The following is a 20,239-nucleotide window of genomic DNA, read 5'->3' as shown; positions in this document are numbered from 1 at the left end:
GTCGTAAATTAAATTTTTAAAATATGACAGCTTCTTTTTTATTAAAAATAATTTATTAAATAAAGATATTTTTTAAAAAATCTATATTTTATTGACAGAATATACTATTAAATTAATAAAAAAGCTTATTAGAAATTAATATAAACAATAAAAGTCAATTAAATTCAATAGTAATTTTTATAAATTTAAGGTATCTTAAACTTAAATTAATTTAATAGTTTAATTATAGCTCATTTATAAATACTATACTATAAAATATTTTAAATATATATACTAATATATTCATAAACTATAAAAAGGAGGGAGTTAGATATGATACCAGAATTTGTAACAAAAGAAGAAGCAATTAGTATAATTAAAGATTTGGACACAGTAGTAACAAGTGGATTTGTAGAATGCTCGAATCCTGAAGGGCTAGAGGTAGCTTTAGAAGAGAGATATTTAAAGACTGGTTCACCCAAAAATTTAACACTTTTTTATGTAGCAGGTCAAGGGGCAGGTGATGAAAGATGTGTTAGTAGGTTTGGGTATGAAGGACTTCTAAAAAAAATTGTAGCAGGACATTTTAATAAGGCACCTAAGTTGGGAGAATTAATTGTGAATAATAAGGTTGAGGCATATAATATGCCACAGGGTGTATTATGTCAAATGTTAAGAAATGTTGCTGCCAATAAACCAGGAGTTATTAGTAAAGTAGGTTTAAAAACGTTTGTGGATCCTCGTATAGAAGGTGGAAAATTAAATGAAATAACTAAAGAAGATATAGTTCGTTTAATGGAGATTGATGGAGAAGAATACTTATATTTTAAAGGAATGAAATTTGATATTGCTTTAATTAAAGGAAGTTATGCAGATGAAAGAGGGAACATCTCTATGGAAAATGAATATATATCAACAGAAGTTCTATCTATTGCACAAGCAGTTCATAATTGTGGAGGAAAAGTTATTGTACAAGTGGATAAAATTGTGAAAAGTGGTTCATTAGATCCCAAATTAGTAAAAATCCCTGGAATTTGTGTAGATTATGTTGTAGAAATTCAGGAACCAGAATATAAAGCCCAAGTCTATGATCTACCATATGAAGCTGCTCTAGCAGGAAATGCTAACCTTTCAGAAAAAAGTTCCTTTGTTCCAATGATTTTGGATGAAAAGAAAATTATTGCAAGGAGAGGAACAATGGAAATAACTCAGGGAAGTATTGGAAATTTAGGTATTGGTACTCCAGAATATGTTTCTAGTATTACAACTGAAGAAGGAATAAACGATTATATGGTTTTGACAGTTGAATCAGGACCAGTTGGTGGAATCCCTCAATCTGGAAAACGCTTTGGTTCAGCTATTAATGCAGATGCTATTATAGATCAGCCATATCAGTTTGATTTTTATGATGGAGGAGGTTTAGATATTTGTTTTTTAGGTTTAGCTCAAGTAGATCAATTTGGAAATTTAAATGTTAGTAAATTTGGGACAAGAATTTCTGGATGTGGCGGATTTGTAGATATAAGCCAAAACTCAAAAAAAGTTATATTTTGTGGAACTTTTACAGCAAAAGGATTAAAAGTAAAAGTAGAAAATGGAAAGTTAAATATTTTAGAGGAAGGAAAAACAAAAAAATTTGTTTCTCATGTACAGCAAATAACTTTTTCAGGAGATTTAGCTCGAGAAAATAATAAACCTGTTTTTTATATAACTGAAAGAGCTGTTTTTGAATTAAGAAAAGAAGGACTAACCTTAATAGAAATTGCTCCAGGAGTTGATTTACAGAGAGATATTTTAGAACAAATGGATTTTCAACCTTTAATTTCTAGTAATTTAAAAGAAATGGATTTTAGAATTTTTTTAGATCAACCGATGGGATTGAGGAAAAACTAAGTAATAGTAATTTTAATAAAATATAGAAAGTAGTTACAAATTTAAAATAGTCAAAAAGCAAAAAATACTGATTTGAAATTTAAGTGGATTTTTCATTTCAGTATTTTTACTTTTTTTATTATTATAATTCCGTTAAACGGAGGAACATACTTTCATGTCTTTCAGTTTTTAATTTATCAATAGTATATTCTGTACAATATTCAGAATTTTTCATAGTTTCAAAAAGAAAATTTACTTGGTTAATTATTTTTTTATTGTTTACTATAGTAAAATAAGGCTCTTTTTTCTTTTCTAAACTATAATAATTCTTAAAAAACATTTTTTTGTAGTTTCCAAAAATTCCTATATTATAAGTTAAATTATTTTGAGAAATAAATTCATCATCAATGATATAGAAATGTATTTTTGGGTTTTTTTCTAATAATTTTATAGCATAGTCGAAATGTGATTTCCTTTCTTCTATACTCATCTGATAAGGAATATTCATATATGTTAATTCCCCTTTTTCTAAATATTGAAAAATAGAACTTCTTAACAGAAAAAAGTTTATAGATGCATTCTCAAAAAATTCTTCCCAAATTATTTTTACTCTAAGGATATTTATCAGATCTTGTTCAGAATAATTTTTTTTGGCATATTCGGCAATATTATTAATAATAGCTGGAGGCAATAGAAATTCAAAACCTTGAACTAAGAAAAAATTATAATAATCACTAGTATAAAAGGCAGTTCTATATCCCTCTTTTCTCATTTTTTTTGTGCTAGCTAAACGAAGTAAACAATTTTTTTCTTTAAAATAATTTAAAACAAAGTATGTAATCTTATCGAGATTCATTTTTTCTTGAACTGATGTAAGAGCCACAAGTTTACCACTTGTATCTATAGAATACTGTAAAGCAATATGGTTTTTGACTAAAATAAAATTCATATTATTAAAGTCAGAGATATCATATAATTCGATATTAAGGTTACTATAACAATTTAATAGATGAAATAATTGGGATAATTTTTTTATAGAATTTTCTTCTAATAATTTTAAATTAGTTCCCATATTTACACGAATATTAATTTCCTCTCTTTTTAATTTGGATAATAAAGATAGAATAGGGTGAACATTTGTTATTGTAAAGTCAAGTGTAAAATAAAAGTTTATCTCAGATGATGAAGTTTGTAAAAAAATTGGTTTTAATTTCTCTTCTAGAAAATATAAAGTATCGTCTTTACCAAATATAAAATTAATCTCTTCTCTTTCAGAAAAATCGGAAGTAGGATTTTCAGAATAATAAGTTTTATTCAATAAAGAAAAAATTGTTTCTTTTAAAAAGTCAATATCTTGAGTATTCTCTATTTCTTTTGGAAATTCTAAATTAAATTTTGCTAAAAAAATTTTTCCTTTTTGTCTTAAGTTGATTTCCTGAGCAAAAAGAGCACTCATTTTTTTATGGATTGTATTAATACTTTTTGAAGAAGGCGTTTTAGAACCACTACACCATTTGCTTATGTAGGAAATATCATATCCAAGAGTATTTGCTAAAACAATAAACTTGGTTTCCGAAAAATGTAATAATTTTTTTAGTAACTGAGAATAATTTGACATATCGTTCCACCTCATATCTTTTAATCCCTAATAAACATATAATCAAATGATACTATATTTTTAATAGATTTACAATTGAATTTTTTTGACTTTTAGTCAAAAAAAAAAGAAAAAAATCAATTGATAGCAAGTGAAACAATTTTTTTTTTTTGTAAAAAAATATTAAAATTAAAACATAAATATTGATAAAAATGTCATAAGATAAGTAAAGAGTAATATTATAAATTATTTTGTTTAGTTTAAGTTAAATTATTGCAATACTATAAAAGATATAAATATTAACAAAGAAGGAGGCTATATTTTATGGAAATGGAAAATGTTTTAAGACCTATGCGGATGCATCATGTAGGAATCATAAGTCCAACTATGGAAAAGGCAGAAGAATTTTTAAAGCGTTGGGGATTGGAAATTGATTACAGGGGCTATGTAAAAGCTTATAAAGCAGATTTAATTTTTACAAAGTGTGGTAAAAATAGTAGCCCTATTGAACTTATTATTCCAGATGAGGGTAGTGTTTTAAAGGAATTTAATAATGGAAATGGAGGAATTGCACATATAGCATTTGAAGTAGATGATGTAGAGGCTTGGAGGGTTCATTTTGAGAATAAAGGAATGAAAATGTTAGAGAAGGAAGCTGTCGAAGGTACAGAAGATATTATTGTAAACTTTTTAAGACCTAAATATAATGATGGAATTTTAGTAGAATTAGTACAAACAGTAAGGCCAATTAATCGGGAATTTAAAAAATAAAATAGTTAGTTTTGAAACTCTTTAAAACAATGAGAGGAAATTAGGAGAGATGTATACAGTTGGGATAGATATAGGTTCTTCCTCTTCAAAAGTAGTGATTTTAAAAAATGGAACAAAAATAATAAGTCAATCAGTAGTTCAATCAGGAGTTGGAAGTAATAAGGCAAAAATTCTTTTAGAAGAAAATTTAAAGAAATCCAATTTAACAAGAAAGGATATTGAGTTTATAGTAACAACTGGTTATGGACGCCTAACTTTTGAGGGAGCAGACAAACAAATTAGTGAGATTAGTTGCCATGCTAAAGGAATTCACTTTTTGATGCCTGATGTAAGAACGATTATTGATATAGGTGGTCAAGATGCTAAGGCTATTAGTTTAGATACCAAAGGTCATGTAAAGCAATTTTTTATGAATGACAAATGTGCTGCAGGAACAGGGCGCTTTTTAACAGTTATAGCACGAGCTTTAGAAATTTCTTTGGAAGAAATGGGAGCGTATGATATGTTCTCCAAAAATCCTTGTAAAATTAGTAGTACCTGTGCCGTTTTTGCTGAATCTGAGGTTATATCACAGTTAGCAAAAGGAAATAGCAGAGAAGATGTGATTGCAGGAGTACATAATTCTATAGCGCATAAAATTTCTGGTTTAGTCTATCGTACTTCATTGGAAGAAAAAATTGTCATTTGTGGAGGAGGAGCTAAAAATACGGGAGTTCTACGAGCCTTAGAAGAAACTTTAGAAAAAAAAATTTTAGTTGCTACTGAGCCACAATTAACAGGTGCTCTGGGTGCAGCAATTTTTGCTTATGAGGAATTAATAAAATTAAGGAAAGGTGAAATATGATGTCAGAAACAGTTAATTTAGCTGAAATGTCAGCAAAACAATTATTGGGTTATTATCAAGAAAAATTGGATGAAGAAGCAAGGCAAGCTAAGAAAGAAGGAAAATTAGTCTGTTGGTCTGCTTCAGTTGCTCCGCCAGAATTTTGTGTAGCAATGGATATCGCTATGATTTATCCAGAAACACATGCTGCTGGTATTGGAGCAAGAAAAGGCTCATTGGATTTGCTTGAAGTCGCAGATGAAAAGGGATATTCTCTGGATATTTGTTCATATGCAAGAGTTAACTTAGGATATATGGAACTATTAAAACAACAAGCTTTAACAGGAGAAACTCCTGAAAAACTTCTAAATTCTCCTGCTGCAAAAGTTCCTTTACCTGACTTAGTTATAACATGTAATAACATTTGTAATACTTTATTGAAATGGTATGAAAATTTAGCAAAAGAATTAAATATACCATGTATTGTAATAGATGTTCCTTTTAATCATACTATGCCTATTACGAAGCATTCTAAAGAATATATTACAGAACAATTTAAATATGCAATTCATCAATTAGAAGAAATTACAGGAAAAAAATTTGATTACGATAAATTTTTAGAAGTACAAAAGCAGACTCAAAGATCTGTTGAACAATGGAATCGTTTAGCGGCTTTTACACATTATAAACCATCTCCTTTAAATGGTTTTGACTTATTCAATTTTATGGCCTTGATTGTTTGTGCTAGAAGTAGGGATTATGCAGAGATTACTTTTAAGAAATTTGCTGATGAAATAGAAGAAAATTTAAAAAACGAAATTTATGCTTTTAAAGGAGAAGAAAAAAGAAGAATAACTTGGGAAGGTATTGCAGTTTGGCCTTATCTTGGTCATACATTCAAATCTTTAAAAGCTTTAGGAAGCATAATGACTGGCTCAGCTTATCCTGGGCTTTGGAATTTAACATATACCCCAGGAGATTGGGAATCTATGGCTGAGGCATATACAAGAATTTATATTAATACTTGTCTACAGAACAAAGCAGATGTTCTTTCAAAGATTGTGACAGATGGAAAATGTGATGGAGTTTTATATCATTTAAATAGGAGCTGTAAACTAATGAGTTTTTTAAATGTAGAAACTGCTGAAATAGTAGAAAAAGTTACAGGTACACCTTATGTAAGTTTTGATGGTGACCAAACGGACCCAAGAAATTTTGCACCTGCACAATTTGATACTAGAATACAAGCTTTAAGCGAAATAATGGAATCTAATGAAGAATAAAGTAAGGAGAGGGTTAGAATGAGAGCTAGATTAGAGGAATTGATACAAGCATTTCAAGAGATAGCAAGCAATCCAAAAAAAATGGTAAATGAATATAAAAGTGAAGTAGGAAAAGAAGTTATTGGTGTGATGCCTGTATATGCCCCAGAAGAAATTATTCATGCTGCGGGATGTTTACCCATAGGTTTATGGGGAGGAAAAAAAGAAATTTCAAAAACAAGAGCGTATCTACCAGCATTTGCCTGTTCTATAATGCAAACAGTTATGGAATTACAAATAGAAGGTGCATATGATGTTTTGGATGCTGTAGTATTTTCTGTTCCTTGTGATACTTTGAAATGTTTAAGCCAAAAATGGAAAGGGAGATCTCCAGTAATAGTTTTTACTCATCCACAAAATAGAATTATAGAGGGAGCAAATACTTATTTGGTAAAAGAATATGAATGGGTAAAAGCAGAATTAGAAAGAATTATAGGAAGAAAAATTTCAATAGAAAGTATAAAAGAAAGTGTGAAAATTTATAATGAAAATAGAAAAATTATGAGAGAATTTGTTGAAATTGCAGCACAATACCCACATATTATTGACCCTGTTGTTAGACATAATATAATGAAATCTCGTTGGTTTATTAGAAAGGAAAGACATACTTTATACATGAAAGAATTAATTACAGAATTAAAAAAAGAACCAATAGTTCCTTGGGATGGAAAAAAAATTATTTTAACAGGAATTATGGCAGAACCGCTAGAATTATTAGAAATATTTAAAAATGAAAAATTTGCGGTTGTAGCAGATGACTTAGCACAAGAAAGTCGTCAATTTAGAGGAGATATTCCTGAAGAAACAGAAAATGTTCTATATAATATGGCAAAATGGTGGCAGAATCTTGAAGGATGTTCATTAGCTACAGATGTGAATAAAGCAAGAGGACAGATGTTAATAGAAATGTGCAAAAAAACAAAAGCTGATGCAGTTGTAGTATGTATGATGAAATTTTGTGATCCAGAGGAATTTGATTACCCTGTATATCGTAGAGAATTTACAGAAAATGGTATAAAAAATATTTCAATAGAAATAGATTTAGAGATTTCTTCATTTGAACAAATTAGAACAAGGTTACAAACATTTAAAGATATTTTATAATTTTAATAATTTCTAAATGAAAGGAGTTTAAGTATGTATAATTTAAAATTTTCGGAGGAACAAGCAAGAATTAGACAGATGGTTAAGGAATTTACTGAAAAGGAAATTGCACCTGGAGCAAAAGAGAGAGATTTAAATGAAGATTTTTTAGCAACAAAAAATATTCTAAAAAAATTAGGAAAACTTGGACTTATGGGTCTTCCTTATTCAAAAGAATATGGTGGAGCAGGACTTGGTTATGTTGAATATGCTTTAGCTGGATTTGAGTTAAATAAAGTTGATGCATCAGTTGGAATATCTTATTCAGTTCATGTTTCTCTAGGTTCTGGACCAATATATAATTTTGGGAATGAAGAACAAAAAAGAAAATATATGCCTAAATTATGTTCAGGAGAATATATTGCTGCCTTTGGATTAACTGAACCATGTGCAGGAAGTGATGCAGGAGCAAGTCAATGTACAGCAGTTTTAAATGGTGATAAATATATTTTAAATGGAACTAAATGTTTCACAACAAATGGAGAATTTGCTGATGTTATAGTTATATTTGCAATGACAGATCCATCACAAGGTACAAAAGGAATATCAGCATTTATAGTTGAACCTAAAAATTTCCCAGGAATTAAATTTATAAAAAGGGAAAAGAAAATGGGAATTAGAGCTTCTGTTCAAAATGTAATTGAAATGGAAAATCTTGAAGTACCGAAAGAAAATTTATTGGGAAAAGAAGGACATGGATTTAAAATCGCAATGGCAACTCTAGATTGTGGAAGAATAGGAGTAGCAGCACATGCAACAGGAATAGCAATGGGAGCTTATGAGTATGCATTAAATTATTCTAAAGAAAGAGTTCAATTTGGAAAGCCAATTTCAAAACAGCAAGTCATAGCATTTAAATTGGCAGATATGTATGCAAAAATAGAAGCAGCAGAAGCTGTAACGCTAAAAGCAGCTTTTCTTAAAGATATCCATGAATTTTATAGTATAGCAGCAGCAGTAGCGAAACTAACGGCAACAAATACAGCGATGGAAGTAACTACAGAAGCTGTGCAAGTGCTTGGAGGAACAGGTTTTACAATGGATCATCCAGTAGAGAGAATGATGAGAGATTCAAAAATAACTCAAATATATGAAGGAACTAATGAAATTCAAAAACTAGTAATTTCAGGAGCAATTTTAAGATAATTTCAAAATTTTTAAATACAGAAGATAAGGAGCTTCACTTAAATAGCTCCTTATTTTCAAATAGGGGATAGAAAATGAGAAAAATAATAGTTATTATACGTGAAACATTTCCCACTAATGAAGTATTAACAAAAGAAAATATTAAAGAAAAGTTTATTTTGAATCCCTATGATGAGTATGCTCTATTACAAGCAAGAAAAATAAAAGAAAAAGTTAAAACAGAAATTATTTGCCTTTTTTTATCAAAAAGAAAATCACAATATAATTTAAGAACAGCACTAGCATTAGGAGCAGATCGAGGGATTTTTTTTCTTTGTCAAAATATGAAAATTTCTGAAATAGCAAAAAATATAGCTAATGAAATACAAAAAGAAAAATATGATGATATTTTTATGGGGATAAGAGATGTCAATAATGATAGAGGGGAATTGCCTAGCCATTTAGCATTGCTTTTAAACCAGCCTTTATATTCTCATATTTTATCTGTTGATTACAGTAAAAATTATATTGCCATACAAGAAAAAGATGAAAGTATAGATACTTTAAAAATAGAAAATAGTGGAATTTTTGCATTTAGTCAAAATGTATATGAAGCAGAATACCCTTCTATTATGAATATTCTGTCTATTCAAAATAAGGAAATTAAAACTATAAAGTACATCAATAAAAAAATAGAAAATAATACTAAAGTTATCTATCAAGACAGAAAAAGGAAACAAATTATTTATAAAGATTTAAATTCCCAAGAAGGGACTCTATTATTATTAGAATATTTACAAAAGTGGAAACTAGTTGATTAAGGTGATACAAAATGAATATTTTACTTTACATTAAAGAAAAGAAAAGTTTATCTTCTCGTTCTCAAGAATTATTAAATATTGCAAGTATGTGGAAAAAAGAGCAAGGAGCTAGGCTATTTTTAGCTATTTTAGAAAATAAAAGCTTCCTTGAAGAAGAATTAAAAGAGTGGGCTATAGATAAAGTATTTCTTTTAGAGACCCAAAGAGAAAACAACATATATGAAATAAGCCATCTTTTTCAATATATAGTAAAAAAAGAAAAAATAGATTGTATCATGTTGGGGAATAGTCTTCAAGAAAAAGAAGTAGCTCCATATATTGCAGCCTATTTGAAGTGGAATTTTATTCCGAATGTAATTTCATTTATTCTTAAAGATTCTATATTATGGAGGCGTTTTTTATATGGTTCTCGTGCTATTGAAGAAAGTAATACAAAATATCATGGATTTGTCGTAACTTTTTCAGGAAATATTTATAAAAAAGATGAAAGAAAAAAAGTGGAGTATATAGAAACAGAAAAAATTTTAAGTAAAATTCCTATTTTTATATCATATCTCATTAGTGCTAAGAAAAAAAAGAATATTCAAAAACACCCTTTGGAAACTGCAAAAATAGTTATTGGTGTTGGAAAAGGAATTAAAGGAAAAGAAAATTTTTCTATGATAGAAAAATTGGCTGATTTAATAGGTGCAACTATTGGGGTAACAAGAGCAGTAGTTGATCATGGCTGGAGACCAGAATATGAAAAAATAGGACAAACAGGGAAAATTATAAAACCTGAGTTATATTTAGGTTTTGGTATCTCTGGTGCGATGCAACATATGGCTGGTGTTCAACAAGCAAGACATATTGTGATGGTAAATAACAATCCAAATGCAGAATCATTTCGTTATTCTGATTTTGGGATAGTGGCTGATTTATTTGAAGTTGTACCTCAGTTAATAACTTTATTAAAAAACATATAGGAGTAAAAATTATATAAGGAGGTAAGGATATGCAAAATTGCACTTATAATACAGTCAATCAAGAATTAATAGAAAAATTTAAAGAAATTGTTCCAGATAAGGTTTATGTTGGAGAGGAAATTAATCAAGATTTTTTCCATGATGAAATGCCTATTTATGGTAAAGGTATTCCAGAAGTTTTGATAGATGCAACTACAACAGAGGATATTTCTGCTATTGTCAAGTTATGTTATGAAAATAATATTCCCGTAACTCCAAGAGGTGCAGGAACAGGATTAACAGGTGCTTCAGTTGCTATAAAAGGCGGAGTTATGATTAATATGACTAAAATGAATAAAATTTTAGAATATGATTATGAAAATTTTGTTGTAAGAGTAGAACCAGGAGTACTATTGATTGAGTTAGCAGAAGATGCTTTAAAACAAGGTTTATTATACCCGCCTGACCCAGGTGAAAAATATGCAACTCTTGGAGGAAATGTTTCAACTAATGCTGGAGGAATGAGAGCAGTAAAATATGGTTGTACTAGAGATTATGTAAGAGCTATGACAGTTGTACTTCCAACAGGCGAAATTATAAAATTAGGAGCTACAGTATCTAAAACAAGTACAGGTTACAGTTTATTAAATTTAATGATAGGTTCAGAAGGAACTTTGGGAATTATAACAGAATTAACTTTAAAATTAATTCCTGCACCAAAAGAAACAATAAGTCTAATCATACCTTATGAAAATTTAGATGATTGTATAAGAACAGTACCTAAATTTTTTATGAACCATTTACAACCTCAAGCATTAGAGTTTATGGAAAAAGAAATAGTGTTATCTTCAGAAAGATATATTGGTAAAAGTGTTTTTCCAAAAGAATTAGATGGAACTGAAATAGGAGCTTATTTACTTGTAACTTTTGATGGAGAAAATATGGAGGATTTAGAAGTACTTATTGAAAAGGCAGCAGAAGTGGTTTTAGAAGCGGGTGCTTTGGATGTATTAGTAGCTGATACTCCAGCAAAGAAAAAAGATGCTTGGGCTGCTAGAAGTAGTTTTTTGGAAGCTATTGAAGCAGAAACAAAATTATTAGATGAATGTGATGTTGTTGTTCCTGTGAATCAAATAGCAAATTATTTACACTATGTAAATGAAGTAGGGAAAAAATTTGATTTCACTGTTAAAAGTTTTGGTCATGCTGGAGATGGAAATCTTCATATTTATTCTTGTAGTAATGATATGGAAGAAGGAGAATTTAAAAAGCAAGTGGATGAATTTATGACAGATATTTACAAAAAAGCGGCAGAATTAGGCGGGCAAATTTCAGGAGAACATGGAATAGGATTTGGAAAAATGGACTATCTATCTGAATTTGCAGGACCAGTAAATATGAGACTTATGAAAGGTATTAAAGAAGTTTTTGACCCTAAAATGATTTTAAATCCAAATAAAATTTGCTATAAAATTTAGTCTTATTAAAAAAGAGTGTATTTGTTTAGGAGGTATAAAAATGGCATATATAATTTCAGAAGAAGCTCAAGATTTATTGGAGGATGTAAAAAAATTTTGTGAAAATGAAGTAAAAGAACAATGTAGAGAATATGATGTAACAGGGGATTGGCCAAAAAAAATTTATGATAAGGCAATAGAACAAGGATACCACGCTTTAGAAGTTCCAGAAGAATTTGGAGGACCAGGTTTAAGCAGAATAGATGTAGCTGCTTTATTAGAGCAGATGGCAATTGCTGATGCTGGATTTGCAACTACAATTTCAGCAAGTGGTCTAGCAATGAAGCCAGTTTTAATTGCTGGAAGTGATAAGCAAAAGAAAAAAATGTGTGATTTAGTTTTAGAAGGCGGCTTTGGAGCTTTTTGTTTAACAGAACCAGGAGCTGGTTCAGATGCAAGTGCTGGAAAAACTACAGCAATAAAAGATGGAGATGAGTATATTTTAAATGGTAGAAAGTGCTTTATCACTAATGGAGAGGTTGCTTCTTTTTATTGTATTACTGCTATGACAGATAAAACAAAAGGAGTAAAAGGGATTTCAATGTTTTTTATTGAAAAAGGAACTCCAGGTTTAAGTACTGGAAACCATGAAAATAAAATGGGGATAAGAACATCAAATACTTGTGATGTTGTCCTTGAAGACTGTAGAATACCTGCTTCTGCGTTAGTTGGAAAAGAAGGAGAGGGATTTGCAATTGCAATGAAAACTTTAGACCAAGCAAGAGCATGGATGGGGTGTATTGCAACAGGTATAGCACAAAGAGGTATTCAAGAAGCAGTAAACTATGGAAAAGAAAGAATTCAATTTGGAAAACCTATTATAAAAAATCAAGCTTTACAATTTAAAATAGCTGATATGGAAATAAAAACTGAAACAGCAAGACAAATGGTAGCTCATGCATTAACTAAAATGGATTTAGCTTTACCTTATGCTAAAGAATCAGCAATAGCAAAATGTTATGCTGCAGATATAGCTATGGAGGTTTCATCCGAAGCAATACAAGTATTTGGTGGTTATGGTTATAGCAGAGAATATCCTGTAGAAAAACTGATAAGAGATGCTAAAATATTCCAAATCTTTGAAGGAACAAATGAAATTCAAAGAATAGTAATAGCAAACAATGTAATTGGAAGATAAGGAGGGCATATAAAATGGAGATACTAGTTTGCATCAAGCAAGTCCCAGATGATTCAGTTGAAATTTCAATGAATGCTAATACTGGAAAACCAGCTTTAGAAGGAGTAGCAGAAGTTGTAAATGCCTTTGATACCTATGCTTTAGAAATGGCAACTCGTTTAAAAGAATTAAAGAGAGGAAATATATGTGTTCTTTCTTTAAGTGGAGAAAATGTAACAAATAGTTTAAAAAATTGTTTGGCAGTAGGGGCTGATGAGGCTTTTTACATTAAAAATGAGAATTATCAAAATATAGAAACTATACATGTTGCAAAAATTTTAAAAGAAGGAATAAATAAAATTGAAGAACAAAGAGGAAAGAAGTTTGATATTATTTTTTGTGGGAAAGAAAGTACTGACTTTAGCTCAGGGCAAGTGGGAATTATGCTAGGAAATTATCTAAAATATGGTGTTATTACAAACTTAGTAGACATTAATGTATTAGAAGAAAATAAAGTTATTGCTAAAAGAGAAACAGAAGAAGGATATCAAAAAATAGAAACTGAGTTTCCTTGTTTAGTAACTGTTACTAAACCAAGTTATGAGCCTCGCTATCCTACAATAAAAAGTAAAATGCTTGCAAGAAAAAAAGAAATTTTAGAAATAAAAATTGATTTCAATGAAAAAAATATTATTGAAAATCTAAAAGAATTTGCACCACCTAAAAGACAGGCTGGAGTAAAACTAAAAACAGGAAGTCCTGAAGAACTAGTCAAACAAGCTATTGAAAAAATCTTAGAAGCGAAAATATTATAGGGGGTTATTATTATGGATAATAAAAATATAATGGTATATGTAGAAACAAATGAAAAATCTCCTATCAATGTATCCTTAGAAGCTTTAACACAGGCTACAAAAGTTGCAAAAGAAACGGGAAAACAAGTTATAGCTGTTTTAATAGGCGAAGCATTAGAAGAGGCTGCAAAAGAATGTATAAAATTTGGAGCAGATAAAGTAATCTATACAGAAAATAAAAATAAAAATATAGAATTTTTAGGAAAATCTCTAAGCCAATTGGTTCAAAAATATAAACCAAATATGATTTTTATTGGATCTACTCCAGATGGAAAAGACTTAGGAAGCATTATAGCAAGCCAAATAGAAATTCCTGCTTTAACGGATGTGGTTGAAATGAGGTATGATGATAAAAAATGGATTATAACTCTTCCTATATATAATGGAAACATTTTAAGAGAGGTTGTAGTTCCCGAGGTAAATTCTTCAATCATCATATTACGTTCAGGAGTTTGTAAAAAAGAAACTATTACAGGAAATTTTGGGAATATTCTAAAAGAAACACTAGAAGAGAAAAATCTTTTAACAAAAATTTTGGATGTAGTTAAAGAAATTTCAGAAAATGTTAATTTAGAAGAAGCTGAAGTTATAGTTACAGGTGGTCGTGGAATGGGAAGTAAAGAAAATTTTGAATTGGTTAAACAATTAGCTAAAGTTTGTAATGGAGTTGTTGGAGCAACTAGACCAGTAACAGAAGAGAATTGGGTTTCTCGTACACATCAAATAGGTCAATCAGGGAAGATTGTAGCTCCTAAATTGTATATTGCCTGTGGAGTTTCAGGAGCAACTCAACATATTTCAGGGATAACAAGTTCTAAATATATTGTTGCAATTAATAAAGCTGAAGATGCACCTATTTTTGAGGTAGCAGATGTAGGAATTGTTGGAAATGTGATAGATATATTACCTATTATGATAGAAGAAATTAAAAAAATAAAATCTGAATGAGAAATTAAACTATATATGGAGGTGGTAATTTTGGAATTATTTTTATCTTTAAGCCCTTTATTAGTAATAACAACAGGAGTAATTGGTTTTAAAAAACCTGCAAAATGGGTATCATTATTTGCAATGATTTATACGATGATTATTGCTATTCTCTATTTTGGTACAGAAAAAATGGAAGTTTTTAAACAAACTAAAATAGGAATAATAGAAGGCTCTAAAATGGTATATATGATATGGGCAGCATTTTTAATTTTAAATATGCTTGTACATACGAATGCCATGAATAAAATTAAAGAAAGTATTGCTGAATTAACATTAGATAGGAGAAAACAAATTATTATAATTGCATTTTGTTTTGGTGGATTTTTGGAAGGAGTTGCAGGAGCGGGAACACCAGCTGCTATTTGTGCACCATTTTTAATGGCATTAGGGCTTCCTGTCTTAGAAGCTGTAAGTGCAGCATTAATTTTTAATGGAATTGCTGCATCATTAGGAGCAGCTGGATTAACAACGATAGGAGGATTTAGTCCATATTTATCAACTCAAACTCCTGAAATAGTTTTTGAAATGATGAACACAGTCCCTTGGGTCAGTAATACCCCTGTTCCTACTAATATAAATGTAGAGGCCACTATTATGAACATCTCTATGGCAACTTCTTTTATCCATTTTTTTGGTGCATTATTTTGCCCTATGATAGTTTTATTTATTTTATATAGAAAGAAAGCTTTTGATAAAGAAATAATAATTTTTTCTATTTTTACAGGTTTTGTATATGGAATGACATTGATATTAATGGGAACATTTGTGGGAGCAGAATTTCCTACTATCTGTGCAGGAATTTTTTCTTTAATCGCAGCAGTTATATACATAAAATTATTTAATAAAAAAACAGTAATCCCACCAGAATTTAGCTTAAAGCTGGATGGAAACGAACAAAAGAATGAGATGTCTACGTTAAAAGCGGTTTCAACATATCTAATTCTAATGATTATTTTTCCATTAGTTCGTTTTTTTGCTCCATTATGGTTTATTAAATTAGGTTTTGCTGTTTGGATTGGGACAACAATAGCTGCTGTATGTCTAATAGGTTCTATTATCTTGAAAACGACAAGTTCTATGCCTAAATATATGAAAGAATCATTTATAAGTGTTGTAGGTGCTCTAATAGCGATGTCTGCATTGCTTGCAGTGGCAAATTTAATGAAAGTAACAGGAATGTTGACTATTATCGCAACTGCTCTTGCTAATTTAACAGGGAAAATATATCCTGCTTTTGCAGTAATTATAGGATCATTGGGTTCTTTTGTTGCAGGAACAACAACAGGTTCTAATATAATGTTTTCAGCTTTGCATGCAAAAGCATGTATGATATTAGAGCTAAGTATCCCTGTTATTTTTGCAGCACAAAGCACAGGTGGAGCATTGGGAAATATGATCTGTACAAATAATGTAGTAGCTGTTTGTACCACAGTGGGGTTAAAGGATTCCGAAGGTATTGTTATGAGAAAGGTATTTGAGCCTATTTGTATTTTATGGACTTTATATGCTATTTTAAGTCTAGTTTATGTTTATGTTTTATTTCCTAATTTACCAATGGTTTTAAAATAAAATTTTTACTTCCTTATATATAAATTTTAAATATTAAGAAAGAGGAGGTTAAATAATATGGCGCAATGTATGTTAATTTTAATCATTTCTTTATTAGGAACAACTATAAGTAAGTATATTTCTTTTCCACTTTCTGAGACTGTTATTTCATCTATAATATTATTTCTTTTACTAGAATTTAAAATAATAAAAGTAGATTTTCTAAAAAATATAGTAGCAATTTGTCGTAAGTATTTATCTTTCTTTTTTCTTCCAGTAGGTGTTGGGATTCTCAAAGAATTAGAATTAATAACAATGGAAATTTTCTTAACAGTTTTTACAATAACTATTTTAGCAACTTTCTTGACAATGTTAATTGTGGGAAAAGTTTCGGATATCATTATATATATACATACAAAATTTTTTAAGAAAAAAAATGAGGAGGAAAAATGAAAAACATACTATTTAATCCATTTTTCGGAATAATGCTTTCTTTAATGACTTATCAAATTGGAAGATATCTTTCTCAAAAGATAAAATTTATACTTTTTAATCCTTTATTGATAGGGATTATACTATCAATTTTCTTTTTAATATTTTTTAATATTCCTTATGAAGCATACGATAAAGGGGGAATGTTGATAAAAATACTTATAAACCCTGTTGCAACTGTTGTTATTGGTACTTCGTTACATGAACAGTTTAAAATTTTAAAAAAGAATTGTTTTTCTATATTATTTTCAGTTTTTATTGGGAGTATAGTTGCCATAGTAATTACTTATACTCTAGGAATTTTAGGGAAATTTAGTTCAATTTTTCTTTATGCATCGCTGCCTAAATCTGTAACATTGGCAGTTGCACTAGATATAGGAAATAAATTTGGCTGGGAAACTTCCTTGATTGCTTTTATGACAGTTATAACAGGAGTAACAGGAGCTGTCATGGCACCTTTAGTCGGAAAATTTATAAAATATCCAGTTGCAAGAGGTCTTGCAATAGGGACATCTAGTCATGTTATAGGGACATCTAAAGCTTTAGAATTAGGAGAAATAGAAGGAGCTATGAGTGGACTAGCTGTAGGATTAGCTGCAATTTTTACTTCCTTTCTTATTCCGATTCTATTATCATTTTTTAATTAATATTTCTACTCATTATAAATAAAATTTTTTTAAAAATGGTTATCTAATAATTTATTGTTGGAAAAATTTTCTAACTTGTAATATTATATAACCTTTTTTAGTTGTCTTTTAATTTTTATTAATAGTATTTTTAATGTAGTTAGAAATTTTAATTTTTATATTTTATATATAGTTATGTATATTAAAAAATAGAAAATCTATTAAAAAATATTCTAAAAAAAGAAAAAATATTTTTTTTCATATAAAACTTAATATTAAATTTATAAATTTATTAAAAAATATTGTCTATTGACTTTTTCGTTTTGCTATAGTACTATTATATTTAGAATAAAACAAAATAGGTGCTATAAGCTTAATAGAGGAAGTTGGGTGAGAAGCCCACACAGCGAAAGCTACTGTATGGTGGACGAAATCATAATATACCACTGGGAAACTGGGAAGGGATGAAATTAGAAAGAAGCCGAGTCAGGAGACTTACCATTTAATATAAAAAATTGAACTGTTATATCGTACCGAGTTGAACTCAAAATCTTGGGTAGAAGATTGGAGAAGAAGGTATATAAATTTTAATTTTTAAATGGACTCTTATTAGGATGATTACTAAATAAGAGTTTTTTTGGTAATAAGTTGAAGCCCTAATTTTTAGAATTGAAATTAAAAAACAGATTTTATTAACAAAAATCAATTATAAATTTTGGGAGGTTATATGAAAAAAAGTTTTATTTTAATGACATTTTTTATAGTGTTAAATCAGCAAGGAGTAGCAAAGGAAAATCCTACAGTAAAATTAGAAGAAACTGTTGTAACAGCAGAAAGTTTTGGAAATAGTGTTTTAAAAAGTCCAAAAAATATAACTGTTGTTACAGCAAAAGATATTAAAGAAAGAGGAGCACAGTCAATAGAAGATGCTTTAAAAACCGTCCCTGGACTAATGGCTTACAACAATATGGGAGGCTCAGATGCCAAGATCTCATTTAGAGGTATGATACCTGGAAAAGAAGAGCAAAATATTCTTTTTTTAATGGATGGCTTACCTTATAATAGTGTTGTGGACACTGGGGGAGTAAATTTAAACTTAATTCCCATTGATAATGTGGAAAGAATAGAAGTTTTACCTAATAGTGGAAATATACTATATGGTGAAGGTGCTGTAGCTGGTGTTATCAATATAATTACTAAAAAACCAAGAAAAGATAAGTACTATGGTTCGTTTTCTTATGAAATTGGTTCTTATGATTTAAAGAATTATAAATTAAATTTAGGAACAAACATTACAAAAAATTTATCTTTCGATATTAAATATAATGATAAAAGACAAAATAATTATAGAGATCATCATACTCGTGATGTTGAACACTTTGATATTAATATGAAATATAATATGACTGGACATAGTTTGAACTTAAATTTTCAACATTCAGATACTGAATATAGATTTCCTGGCTATTTATCAAAAAAAGATATTGAAAATAAAAAAATTAAGGAATCTACTTCTAAAATAAAGGGAAAAGAAAATTTAAAGATCTATAAAGTTAAGTATGAAGGAAAATGGGCTGAAAATTTAGATTTTATAATTGCTGGAGATTTTAAAGACAAATTATATAAATCCATTGATGAAAAAAATGGTGAAGTTTCAACTATAAGAGATACAGAAACATTTTATATAAGCCCTCAAATAAAATATACTTATATGCCAAAGTCATATTTTATATTAGGAGGAGATTATTTAGAAGGTAGATCTAAGTACACTTATAAAAAAGAAACAAAGACAGATACTAGCAAAAAATCTTTGGGCTTATTTATAAGCAATACATTCCAGTGGAATGATTTTATATTCACACAGGCATATAGGCATCAGAAAATAAAATATGATGTTAAAGATCTTTTGAATCCTAATCCAAAAAGAGCTAAATCTAAAACTTTAAATAAAGCATTTAATGAAGATGCTTATGAGTTAAGTGCAAATTATTTATTTAATGATACCAGCAGTATTTACTTAACTTATAGTAAGGCATTTCGTGCTCCAACTGCAGGAGAAGCAGGAAGATGGAGAAGTAAATATGAAGTAAAAACTCAAAACTCAGATACTTTTGAATTGGGATTGAAAACAGCAGGAAATTGGTTCTTCCTTTCAGGTTCAATATTTCAAACAAATACAGCTAATGAAATTTTTTATGTAGCTTATGAAAATGGTAAATTAGGTAATAATTATAACTTGCCTGGCAAAAATCAAAGAAGGGGAATAGAACTTTCAATGGAGCAATATTTAGGAAACATTACTTTCAGGGAAAGTTTTAGTTATCTATCACACAAAATAAAAAGTGGTGTTTTTGCAGGAAGTAAAATTCCAGGAGTTCCAGAATATATTTATAGCCTAGGTATGGATTATAAATTAACAGATAATTTAACATGGTCTACTTCTTATAATCATTATGGAGGAACATATATAGTTTATGATTTTCATAATAAGCATCCTAAACAAAAAGGACATGGAGAACTGGATACAAGTTTAAATTATGAAATGGAAAATGGATTAAGCATTTATGGAGGAATTAAAAATTTATTAGATAAAGAATACTTTAATCCAAAATTAGATTCTAAAGGAACTAAGGTTAACTATTATTACGGAACTCGTAGAAATTATTATGTAGGTATAAGATATACTTTCTAAAATAAG

Annotated in this window: 17 protein-coding genes and 1 riboswitch; of the genes, 16 read left to right on the top strand and 1 reads right to left on the bottom strand. The window is 29.0% G+C overall.

Annotated features, from left to right (window positions below; genetic code table 11):
• Window positions 1–312: 312 nt before the first annotated feature.
• Entirely contained in the window at window positions 313–1,872 is a 1,560-nt protein-coding gene (locus Q4A58_RS02675) for an acyl CoA:acetate/3-ketoacid CoA transferase (RefSeq protein WP_303116392.1), read from the top strand.
• 121 nt (window positions 1,873–1,993) lie between these two features.
• Here the strand turns inward: Q4A58_RS02675 and Q4A58_RS02670 are convergent, their stop codons facing one another.
• Complete coding sequence (locus tag Q4A58_RS02670; protein WP_303116391.1) at window positions 1,994–3,469, bottom strand: hypothetical protein; 1,476 nt, start codon at window positions 3,467–3,469, stop codon at window positions 1,994–1,996.
• Between the two features lie 303 nt (window positions 3,470–3,772).
• Here Q4A58_RS02670 and Q4A58_RS02665 point away from each other — a divergent pair, with 303 nt between their 5' ends.
• The 15 genes from Q4A58_RS02665 to Q4A58_RS02595 all read left to right on the top strand — a co-directional run bounded on the left by Q4A58_RS02665 (window position 3,773) and on the right by Q4A58_RS02595 (window position 20,233).
• A complete protein-coding gene (locus Q4A58_RS02665; RefSeq protein ID WP_303116389.1) occupies window positions 3,773–4,219 on the top strand; it encodes a VOC family protein in 447 nt (148 codons plus the stop codon).
• Between the two features lie 49 nt (window positions 4,220–4,268).
• Window positions 4,269–5,063 carry an anhydro-N-acetylmuramic acid kinase gene (locus tag Q4A58_RS02660; RefSeq protein ID WP_303116388.1) on the top strand — a complete coding sequence of 265 codons (795 nt, stop codon included), beginning with the start codon at window positions 4,269–4,271 and terminating at the stop codon, window positions 5,061–5,063.
• Window positions 5,063–6,325: a 2-hydroxyacyl-CoA dehydratase subunit D gene (locus Q4A58_RS02655; protein ID WP_303116387.1), complete on the top strand. Its 1,263-nt coding sequence runs from the start codon at window positions 5,063–5,065 to the stop codon at window positions 6,323–6,325. The genes Q4A58_RS02660 and Q4A58_RS02655 overlap by 1 nt, the downstream gene beginning before the upstream one ends.
• Before the next feature lie 18 nt (window positions 6,326–6,343).
• Window positions 6,344–7,468: a 2-hydroxyacyl-CoA dehydratase subunit D gene (locus Q4A58_RS02650; protein WP_303116385.1), complete on the top strand. Its 1,125-nt coding sequence runs from the start codon at window positions 6,344–6,346 to the stop codon at window positions 7,466–7,468.
• Between the two features lie 33 nt (window positions 7,469–7,501).
• On the top strand, window positions 7,502–8,653 hold the full coding sequence (locus Q4A58_RS02645) for an acyl-CoA dehydrogenase family protein (protein ID WP_303116383.1): 1,152 nt from the start codon (window positions 7,502–7,504) through the stop codon (window positions 8,651–8,653).
• A gap of 74 nt (window positions 8,654–8,727) precedes the next feature.
• Window positions 8,728–9,453 (top strand): electron transfer flavoprotein, encoded by a 726-nt coding sequence (locus Q4A58_RS02640; protein ID WP_303116380.1) that lies wholly within the window; start codon window positions 8,728–8,730, stop codon window positions 9,451–9,453.
• Between the two features lie 11 nt (window positions 9,454–9,464).
• Window positions 9,465–10,418, top strand: coding sequence for an electron transfer flavoprotein subunit alpha/FixB family protein (locus Q4A58_RS02635; RefSeq protein ID WP_303116378.1), 954 nt, complete (start codon window positions 9,465–9,467; stop codon window positions 10,416–10,418).
• Between the two features lie 29 nt (window positions 10,419–10,447).
• Window positions 10,448–11,875: an FAD-binding oxidoreductase gene (locus tag Q4A58_RS02630; RefSeq protein ID WP_303116376.1), complete on the top strand. Its 1,428-nt coding sequence runs from the start codon at window positions 10,448–10,450 to the stop codon at window positions 11,873–11,875.
• 40 nt (window positions 11,876–11,915) lie between these two features.
• A complete protein-coding gene (locus tag Q4A58_RS02625; RefSeq protein WP_303116374.1) occupies window positions 11,916–13,052 on the top strand; it encodes an acyl-CoA dehydrogenase family protein in 1,137 nt (378 codons plus the stop codon).
• A 14-nt stretch (window positions 13,053–13,066) separates the two neighbouring features.
• A complete protein-coding gene (locus Q4A58_RS02620) occupies window positions 13,067–13,846 on the top strand; it encodes an electron transfer flavoprotein subunit beta/FixA family protein (RefSeq protein ID WP_303116372.1) in 780 nt (259 codons plus the stop codon).
• Between the two features lie 12 nt (window positions 13,847–13,858).
• A complete protein-coding gene (locus Q4A58_RS02615) occupies window positions 13,859–14,833 on the top strand; it encodes an electron transfer flavoprotein subunit alpha/FixB family protein (protein ID WP_303116369.1) in 975 nt (324 codons plus the stop codon).
• Window positions 14,834–14,863: 30 nt separating this feature from the next.
• On the top strand, window positions 14,864–16,444 hold the full coding sequence (locus Q4A58_RS02610; protein WP_303116367.1) for an L-lactate permease: 1,581 nt from the start codon (window positions 14,864–14,866) through the stop codon (window positions 16,442–16,444).
• A gap of 57 nt (window positions 16,445–16,501) precedes the next feature.
• Window positions 16,502–16,876, top strand: coding sequence for a CidA/LrgA family protein (locus tag Q4A58_RS02605; RefSeq protein ID WP_303116365.1), 375 nt, complete (start codon window positions 16,502–16,504; stop codon window positions 16,874–16,876).
• The gene (locus tag Q4A58_RS02600) at window positions 16,873–17,562 is read left to right on the top strand and encodes an LrgB family protein (protein WP_303116363.1); all 690 of its coding nucleotides are present in this window, start codon (window positions 16,873–16,875) and stop codon (window positions 17,560–17,562) included. Before Q4A58_RS02605 ends, Q4A58_RS02600 begins: the two co-directional genes overlap by 4 nt.
• 322 nt (window positions 17,563–17,884) lie before the next feature.
• Window positions 17,885–18,059: riboswitch (cobalamin riboswitch) on the top strand.
• Between the two features lie 209 nt (window positions 18,060–18,268).
• Window positions 18,269–20,233: a TonB-dependent receptor gene (locus tag Q4A58_RS02595; protein ID WP_303116362.1), complete on the top strand. Its 1,965-nt coding sequence runs from the start codon at window positions 18,269–18,271 to the stop codon at window positions 20,231–20,233.
• The last annotated feature ends 6 nt before the right edge of the window (window positions 20,234–20,239 follow it).

The organism is Fusobacterium sp. (assembly GCF_030528405.1).
Classification (GTDB): domain Bacteria; phylum Fusobacteriota; class Fusobacteriia; order Fusobacteriales; family Fusobacteriaceae; genus Fusobacterium.
Note: the sequence above shows the minus strand (reverse complement) of the source record. Positions and strands in the feature narration are given on the sequence as shown.